At 57.8% G+C, this 8,401-nt stretch carries 7 protein-coding genes and 2 pseudogenes; 7 read left to right on the forward strand and 2 right to left on the reverse strand.

Features of this window, described 5'->3' with window-relative positions; all coding sequences use genetic code 11:
* The first annotated feature begins 105 nt into the window (after window positions 1–105).
* The 6 genes from DW49_RS0119310 (at window position 106) to DW49_RS0119335 (ending at window position 5,401) form a co-directional block, all read left to right on the forward strand.
* Window positions 106–1,146, forward strand: coding sequence for an alkene reductase (locus tag DW49_RS0119310; RefSeq protein ID WP_044424779.1), 1,041 nt, complete (start codon window positions 106–108; stop codon window positions 1,144–1,146).
* Between the two features lie 44 nt (window positions 1,147–1,190).
* On the forward strand, window positions 1,191–1,979 hold the full coding sequence (locus DW49_RS0119315; RefSeq protein ID WP_005616666.1) for an SDR family NAD(P)-dependent oxidoreductase: 789 nt from the start codon (window positions 1,191–1,193) through the stop codon (window positions 1,977–1,979).
* 156 nt (window positions 1,980–2,135) lie between these two features.
* Complete coding sequence (locus DW49_RS01000000128605; protein WP_337587835.1) at window positions 2,136–2,855, forward strand: alpha/beta fold hydrolase; 720 nt, start codon at window positions 2,136–2,138, stop codon at window positions 2,853–2,855.
* Between the two features lie 77 nt (window positions 2,856–2,932).
* Entirely contained in the window at window positions 2,933–3,934 is a 1,002-nt protein-coding gene (locus DW49_RS0119325) for an NADP-dependent oxidoreductase (protein ID WP_005616662.1), read from the forward strand.
* A 77-nt stretch (window positions 3,935–4,011) separates the two neighbouring features.
* Window positions 4,012–4,824 carry an oxidoreductase gene (locus DW49_RS0119330; RefSeq protein ID WP_005616661.1) on the forward strand — a complete coding sequence of 271 codons (813 nt, stop codon included), beginning with the start codon at window positions 4,012–4,014 and terminating at the stop codon, window positions 4,822–4,824.
* 115 nt (window positions 4,825–4,939) lie between these two features.
* Entirely contained in the window at window positions 4,940–5,401 is a 462-nt protein-coding gene (locus DW49_RS0119335) for a thiol-disulfide oxidoreductase DCC family protein (protein WP_005616660.1), read from the forward strand.
* A gap of 198 nt (window positions 5,402–5,599) precedes the next feature.
* Here DW49_RS0119335 and DW49_RS01000000128610 read toward each other — a convergent pair.
* Window positions 5,600–5,812: pseudogene (locus DW49_RS01000000128610) on the reverse strand (isochorismatase family protein); the annotation flags it as partial.
* Here DW49_RS01000000128610 and DW49_RS0119340 point away from each other — a divergent pair.
* Window positions 5,792–6,238 (forward strand): annotated as a pseudogene (locus DW49_RS0119340) (helix-turn-helix domain-containing protein); the annotation flags it as partial. The pseudogenes DW49_RS01000000128610 and DW49_RS0119340 overlap by 21 nt on opposite strands.
* A 77-nt stretch (window positions 6,239–6,315) precedes the next feature.
* Here the strand turns inward: DW49_RS0119340 and DW49_RS0119345 are convergent.
* Window positions 6,316–8,289, reverse strand: a complete 1,974-nt coding sequence (locus tag DW49_RS0119345; RefSeq protein ID WP_024420185.1) for a TonB-dependent receptor — start codon at window positions 8,287–8,289, stop codon at window positions 6,316–6,318.
* Between the last annotated feature and the right edge of the window lie 112 nt (window positions 8,290–8,401).

An 8,401-nucleotide genomic window follows, 5' to 3' on the forward strand; every position in this document is an offset into this window, starting at 1 on the left:
GGCATTGCAGGCTCGTATTGGTGTTGTGTGAGAACTCCAACAATACGGGCCTGTTCTCATAGGGATCAATAGGTTACGTCGAAACGGGAACAGACCCTAGGCAATCTGACGCTCACGAATCGCATCGTGATGGCGCCGCTGACTCGCAACCGTGCAGGCGCCGGTCTGGCTCCTGCCGACCTGACTGCCACCTACTACGCCCAACGCGCGTCGGCCGGGTTGATCATTACCGAAGCCACGCAAATCTCCCCTCAGGCTCAGGGCTACCAGGACACGCCAGGGCTGTATACGCCGGAGCAGATCGCCGCCTGGCGCGTCGTCACCGATGCCGTGCATGCCGAGGGCGGGCGCATTTTTGTGCAGCTTTGGCACGTTGGCCGGGTTTCTCACGTCGACCTGCAACCGGGCGGCGCAGCACCGGTCGCGCCATCCGCTATCCGGGCGCAGACCAAAACCTTCGTCAATAACGCATTCCACGACGTCTCCGAGCCACGCGCGCTGGAGCTGAGCGAATTGCCAGGCATCGTCAACGATTTCCGCCAGGCCGCTGCAAACGCCATTGAAGCGGGCTTCGACGGTGTGGAAATCCACGGCGCCAACGGTTATCTGCTCGATCAGTTCATCAAGGACAGCGCCAACGTGCGCACCGATGCCTACGGTGGCTCAGTGGAAAATCGCGCGCGCCTGCTGCTGGAAGTCGTCACCGCCGTGGTCAAGGAAATCGGTGCGCAACGCACCGGCGTGCGGATCTCGCCGGTGTCCCCTGCCAATGGCGTTGCCAGCAGCGACCCGCAACCGCAGTACGAGTACATCGCAGAGCAATTGAGTGAACAGGGCATCGCCTTCCTGCACGTCGTGGAAGGCGCAACGGGCGGCCCGCGTGATGTTGCGCCGTTCGACTACGACGCGCTGCGCGAGCGCTTCAAGCACACCTATCTGGCCAATAACGGTTACGACCTTGACCTTGCAACAGTACGTGTCAATGCGAACAAGGCTGACTTGGTCGCCTTCGGTCGCCCGTTCATCAGCAACCCTGACTTGATCGAGCGCTTGAAAACCGGCGCACCGCTGGCAGAACTGAACCCGGCCACGCTCTATGGCGGCGGCGCAGAAGGCTACACCGACTATCCGACAATCGCAGGCTGAAACGCGCTACTAACCCCAACGCATTTCCCCCAAGGACATTCTCAATGACTACGCTCCCTGCTGTTCTCATCACCGGCGCATCCAGTGGTATTGGTGCCGTCTATGCCGAGCGTTTCGCCCGTCGCGGCCATAATCTGGTACTCGCCGCACGTGACAAGCCACGCCTTGATGCGTTGGCAGCGCGGCTGATCAAAGAGCATGACGTTGCTGTCGAAGTGCTTCAGGCCGACCTGACCAACGCTGCCGACCTCACCGCACTCGAAACGCGGCTGCGTGATGATGCGCAGATCGGCATTCTGATCAACAACGCCGGCATGGCCCAGTCCGGCGGTTTCACTGAACAAAGTGCCGAGGCCATCGAAAGGCTCATCGCACTCAACGTGGTTGCCCTGACGCGGCTCGCCGCAGCAGTAGCGCCGCGTTTTGCGGAGTCTGGAACGGGCTCAATCGTCAACCTGGGGTCGGTGGTGGGCTTTGCGCCGGAATTCGGCATGACTGTTTACGGTGCCACCAAGGCATTCGTGCTGTACCTGTCTCAAGGCATGCACCTGGAATTGGCGCCAAAAGGCGTCTACATCCAGGCGGTACTGCCAGCGGCAACCCGCACCGAAATATGGGAGCGCGCGGGGATCGACCTCAACACTATCTCCGAGGTGATGGACGTCGAAGAACTGGTCGATGCAGCGCTGGTGGGCTTCGATCGTCGCGAGCTGGTCACTATTCCGCCGCTGCACGTTGCGGCTCGCTGGGACTCACTGGATGGCGCGCGGCTAGGATTGTTGTCGGACATTCGACAAGCCAAGGCCGCAGAGCGCTATCAGCCGCAAGCCTGAAACCAGGGTATCCATCATGAGCCGCTCAAACCTGGAAACTCACCTGGCGCAGTCGTATATCCAGGCGCCCAATAAAATCGCGACAGTTGGCGGCATTGCCTTCGCCTATCGCGAATCAGGTGTGCGCAGCGGCGTACCGGTCGTCCTGCTCAACCATTGGGGCGCGGTACTGGACGATTTCGACCCGCGCATCGTCGAAGGCCTTGCCAGTCAACACCACGTTATCGCTATCGACTATCAAGGCGCCGGCTTATCCGGCGGCGCATCGCCGGTGACGATAGACGCGATGGCTCGGGATACAGTGGAGCTGATCGGGCACTGGGCTACAAGCAGGTTGATCTGGTCGGCTTTTCAATGGGCGGTTTCGTGGCCCAGGAGGTGGCTTCAAAAGTCCCTGGCCTGGTGCGCAGGCTCATCCTGGTGAGTACTGGCCCGGCAGGCGGCAAGGGCATCGACCGCATAGGTGCGCTGTCCTGGCCACTTATTCTCAAAGGCCTGCTGACGTTACGTGACCCCAAGGCCTCTATGTTTTTTACCTCGACACTCAACGGCCAACACGCCGCCAGAGACTATTTGATGAGGGTGAAGGAACGCAAGGTGGCCCGCGACAAGGGGCCGACGCCTCGTCTGTTTTTTCGCCAACTCAAAGCAATCAAGGCATGGGGTAAACAGCCACCGCAGGATCTCGCCCGCCTGCGCATACCTGTGCTTATCGCCACGGGGGACAGCGACATCATTGTCGCGAGCGAGCTAAGCCGCGACATGGCCCGACGTATCCCGCTGGCGCAACTTGTGGTCTATCCGGACGCCGGGCACGGCGGCGCATTTCAGTACCACGCGGACTTCGTCTCGAAGGCTCTGGAGTTCCTGAAATAACGCTTTCACGTTCAACTGCGCGCAGTTTTTTGTACAACCACCTCATTATTGTCAGACGCCCCTGGAAACCGAGCAACATGAAAGCACTTACATTTGAAAACTATGGCAAGTCGCCTGAAATCGCGATTGCGCATGTTCCTCGGCCAACCATCAAGCCTGACGAACTGCTGGTGGAAGTTCACGCAGCCGGTTTGAACCCGATCGACAACATGATCACCACGGGCACGTTCAAACCGGTCTTGAAGTACGAACTGCCGGCCATTATGGGCAGCGATCTGGCCGGCGTAGTCCTTGAAGTGGGCAGCGCTGTGACACGCTTCAAGGCCGGTGACGCCATTTTCGCCAGCCTCTTTGATCTTGGCAGAGGCTCCATCGCCGAACTCGTCGCCGTTCCCGAGCGCACGGCTGCGCTGAAACCGACCAACCTGGACTTTGTACAAGCGGCCTCCATTCCGATGGTCGGGCTTACGTCGTGGCAGGCCTTGAAAGAGCGCGCCAATCTTCAACCTGGCCAGAAGGTATTCATACCTGCCGGTTCTGGTGGCATCGGCACCTTCGCCATTCAATTGGCAAAACACCTGGGTGGCAAAGTGGCCACGACCACCAGCAGCGGCAATGCAAAACTGGTTCGCAGCCTGGGCGCAGATGAAGTCGTGGACTACAAAGAGCGGGCGTTTGAAGAGGTACTGCGAGGCTATGACCTGGTGCTTGGCACGACCCGAGGCGACACGATAAAAAAAGCCGTCGGCATCCTCAAGCCCGGAGGCAAGATCGTTTCCCTCGTCGGCCCGCTGGATAAAGCATTCGCTCAGGCTCGCGGAATGAATGTCTTCTTCACCTTCCTCTTCGGGCTGATGAGCCGCTCGATCATCCGGCGTGCGAAGAAAAGCAATGTGACGTACTCGTTTCTGTTCGTGCGCCCGGACGGGGCTCAACTGGGGAAAATTGCCGAGTTGCTTGAAAGTGGGCAAATCAAGCCGGTGATTGACAGGGTCTTTACGTTTGAACAGGCCAGAGAGGGGCTTGAATACCTGGGCCGGGGTCGCGCCAAAGGCAAGGTGGTCGTGAAGATCAAGTGAGTGTTGAAGCCCTACCTGTTCGGCTACTCGCATCACCCACTTGTTGGCATCCAGCCTTTTGAGCATTGGAGTATCACATGAGCACATCTTCCAAAAAAACCGCCATCGTCACTGGCGCATCCTCCGGCATCGGTCGCGCGACGGCCGAGGCGCTGGTGCGGGCGGGCTACACCGTATTTGGCACAAGCCGCAAGATAGCTGACAGCTCGACGCAGGTGTCGATGCTCACGTGCGACGTGACAGACGATGAGTCTGTCAGGACGCTCGTTTCTACCGTACTCGCGCGGACCGGGCGCATCGACCTGTTGGTCAACAATGCCGGTATTGGTCTGGTGGGGGGGGCTGAAGAGTTTTCGATCCCGCAAGTGCAAGCACTGTACGATGTCAACCTGTTCGGCGTCATCCGCATGACCAACGCAGTGCTACCATCGATGCGCCAACGTGGCGAAGGACGCATCATCAATATCGGCTCGATCCTGGGCTTGATACCCGCGCCCTACTCTTCTCATTATTCGGCAGTCAAGCACGCAGTGGAGGGCTATTCGGAATCGCTCGATCACGAAGTTCGCGCCTTCAATATCCGGGTCTCGGTCGTCGAGCCGGGATTTGTGCGAACCGTCTTCGATCAAAACGGCATTGAGCCGGATTCACCGCTTAAGGAATACGATCAGGCCCGCGCCGGGTTCAAGGCGTTGCTGGCCGATGTCATGCCAAAAGCCGACCTGCCGGAAGTGGTGGCGGCGGTCGTGCTGAAGGCGGCGAACGACACTCGCCCAAAGCATCGCTACACGGCCGGCAAGAGCGCTCTACAAATCAGCCTGCTGCGCCGGTTTGTGCCGACGGCGGCGTTTGACAAAAGTTTGCGCAAGCAACTTCGTTTGCCGGTTTAAGGCGCTGTGCGTAAGGCCATGAACAGGTTTCTCATTCAGCAGCCAGCCTCGGCGACCATTGTCAGCACGTGTTTTTAAGAATACCTTGTGGAAAACCTATACAAGGTATCAAGCCGTGTACAAGAAAACCCGATGGCCATTGACACTCTACTTTGACGGCGAGTGCCCACTCTGCGCTCGAGAAATCAAGGTCCTGCGGGCGCGAGCTACAGCGGATCGTCTTTTGTTTGTTGATATCAGTGACGACGCGTTCGACGCCAGTTCGCTGGGGCTGACACTTACAAAAATGGAGGCGTCACTGCATGCCCGGTTTGACGATGGGACTTGGGTAACCGGGCTGGACGCCACGCTCTGGAGCTGGCGGGCAGCGGGCCTCGGCAAGTGGGTCGCACCGTTGTCCTGGCAGATTCTCAGGCCGCTATTTACCGTCTTGTATCGTCTTTTTTGCCGCTTTCGCCCTCACCTGGCCTGGCTGCCTCATCCTGATGGTGGCCATCGCTGTAGCAAGGGCAGCTGCACGGTTGCGGAACCGGTGGTGGCGAAAAGTGGAACGTCGGCCAAGAAAAAGATTTTATAAATTCCAGCCCGGCAAGTGCTGCGGCCTGCGTCAATGCTCAGCACCGCTGACTCTGAATCCGCGCAACGTCAAGTATTGGGTTCAGCGGCTATCCCTGGTCAATAAAGCGCGGTTGTACCATTCGGTGATGGAAGACGTCGTGTTTGCCAGTAACAGGAAGGAGCCCGTCCGGGCTCCGAAAACTCAACCGTTACACACTCAAGCCGACAGGTACTCGTCCACCGATTTGACGGTGGCGTAGCCGAACTCAAAGGCTGCCATCATCGCCGCATGCGTTTGAGCGGCAGGCACGGTGACTCCGCCAAAGGTGAGGTCCAGCGTAGCGCAAGCATCATGCAGCACAGTCACCGGATAACCCATGTCCGCTGCTGCACGCACGACAGCGTCGATGCACATGTGGCTCATCGCACCGCGAAGATGCTGGTGACGCCGCCGCACAGGCAAGGCGGTCAGGCTCAATATGTCGAGCGTCCTGTGCCGCAACTGTCCAGCGAAACGCATTTGCATGAGGTACTGGCGTGGGCGAGGATGAACCTGTCCAGTGACCTCTCACTCGACGCCTTGGCCGAGAGGGCAAAAATGAGCAGGCGCACGTTTACTCGGCGCTTTCGGGAGGCCACCGGCAGTACCGTTTCCAGATGGTTGAACGCCGAGCGAGTCGTCAGAGCGCAAGCGCTGCTGGAGACGACTGAATTATCTATTGAGTCCGTGGCTGATGAGGCAGGTTTTGGAACGCCTTTATCCTTGAGGCAGCAGTTTGCTGTTCATCTTGGCACTTCGCCTTCGGCGTATCGGCGAATGTTTTTTCGTCAACTCAAGTCAGAAGAAAAAGCGTAGGACACTGTGGGTTTTCCAAGGTTTTGCGCCAGGCAAGTGAATTGCCGAAACCGAAAAGGCCTCGGCAATCTTCAACATCAGAAATCCACAGTCACTCCGCTGTAAAGCGCACGACCATCACCCGGGGAATGCAGAGATCCCTGGGCACCGTCCGGGTCGTACCAGACGTATTCATAATATCGGTTGGTGAGGTTTTTCAACTGCAGGTCAACGCTCACTGACTGCGTCACCTTGTAGGTTGCACCCAGATTCATCAGCACGTAACCGCCGTAAGTGCCCTTGGTATTTTCCCGCTCCAGATAATAGTTCGTCTGGCCATTCATCCAGGCAGTCAACTGTAATGCGGGTGTCGCGTCATAGCGGAGGCCGGCACTGTAAAGGTGATGCGGGATATGGTCGATTTCCCGACCTTTGCTGCCCGGTAACGTGGCACTCGGCTGAAGTATTTTCGAATACTGCCAGGAATAGGCCAGCCATACCTCAGTGCGCTCGTCCCGGTGCAGATTCATTTGCACGTCATAGCCCCACCGCCGGGTTTCCCCCACGTTATCGGACTCGCCACTCGGGTCGTTGAGCCTGCGACTGACCTCCCCGGAAGCCTCTTGCTGCCAGTAGGCGACTCGACCATCCACCCAGTCCGCCGGCGTGAACTTGATTCCGGTTTCCCAACCTTCGTTGATAGAAGGTGCCAGGTCCGTATCCCTCGGCGGAATCTTGTAGGCAGCAGCCCCCGTCCCCACTTGAAAGGTACGTCCCCAGTTTCCATAGAAGCTGGCGACATCCCACGGGGAATAGACAACGCTGATTTTCGGCTGTTTGATCAGCCCGTAATTGTTGATGTCGTAGTCCGTACCGGTCATTTCGTTGGTGAAGTCGCCCTGGATCTTGTCGACCCGGTAAGCCGGTACGATCTTCAGTGACTCGAACGGTTTGATTTCGGCCTGGACATAAGCGCCATAAGTGTCGAAATCAAACTGCTGGTCGCGAGTGGTCGCCAGGCGTGCACGGTCTCTGGTGCGATAACGCTCACTCTGGTTTTGCTGTTGCTGTACGTCCGTACCGCCCTCAAGGGCGAAATCGTATAGCCAGCTGACTTCCGGGCGCCAGGTCAGTGAAGTAAGAGCGCCGTATTGAGTCTCGTAAGTGTCGCGCTCCTGCTGAGAGCTCGTGCGCCAGTACTGCGTCCAGCGCCTGTCATCGAGGGTATTTACATAGGTCTTCGCTGACCAGGCGAGCGTATCGGTCAGGTCTGTATCGAAATGCAGACTGACCTGGTTCATGCGTCGCGTGCCTTTGTCAGTCGCGTTGAAACTGTTGGTCATTTCGGGATGATGACGTGCGTCGTCCTCGGTCAGATACCCCGGCTCCTGCGCCTCGGTTTCGTAGTGACGAGCGATCAGGCCTATACGGTAACTGTCATCGTCCGGCGTAAAAAACCATTTGCCAGATATTGAAAACTTGTCTGCCTCGGCATGATCCCGGTAGCCGTCTGATTTTTGATAGGCGAAGAAGTAATTCTGCGTCCAGTTGCTGCTCTCAATGCCCTTGGCGAGCTGGGTTTCCTGGGTATTGAAGCTGCCATAACGAAACCGCGCCTTGTTGTAGTCGCCACCCGTTCGGGTCAGCATATTGACGTTGCCGGCAATGTTATTAAGGCCATAGCGCGCATCACTGGTACCCCGCACCACCTCGATGCTGTCCAGCTCCATCGGGAATATCATGTCCATGTACGGCATGTTGCCGTCGTTGCTGTTACTTGGAATGCCGTCAATCAGCAATTTGACGGCATTCACCTCCCCTTCGCCGTTAAAGCCGCGGAAAGAAATCTTGCCGGATGTGGTGCCTTGATTGAACTCGGTCAACATCACTCCCGGCGCACGCCTGAACAGTTCCCAGCTGTAATTGACTGGCATCTTTTCAAGGATGTCGCCCCCCAGGATATCCACTGAGCTGAGTACGCTGCTGGTGCTCAAAGGGCCACTGGTCGCGCCCTGAACAGTTACCGTACCGAGCGTCAACGTCGAATCTTCGGCTTTAACGGTGTCGGCCAATGCAGAGCACAACGTGTTGGCGCTGATTGAAAACTGACCCACCCTGCCGATTGAAAATTGACCCAGGACGGATTGCTGATTTCTGTCCCAGCAATTGTGGATAAGCTTAGCA

This window comes from Pseudomonas avellanae BPIC 631 (assembly GCF_000444135.1).
In the GTDB taxonomy this organism is placed as follows: Bacteria; Pseudomonadota; Gammaproteobacteria; order Pseudomonadales; family Pseudomonadaceae; genus Aquipseudomonas; species Aquipseudomonas avellanae.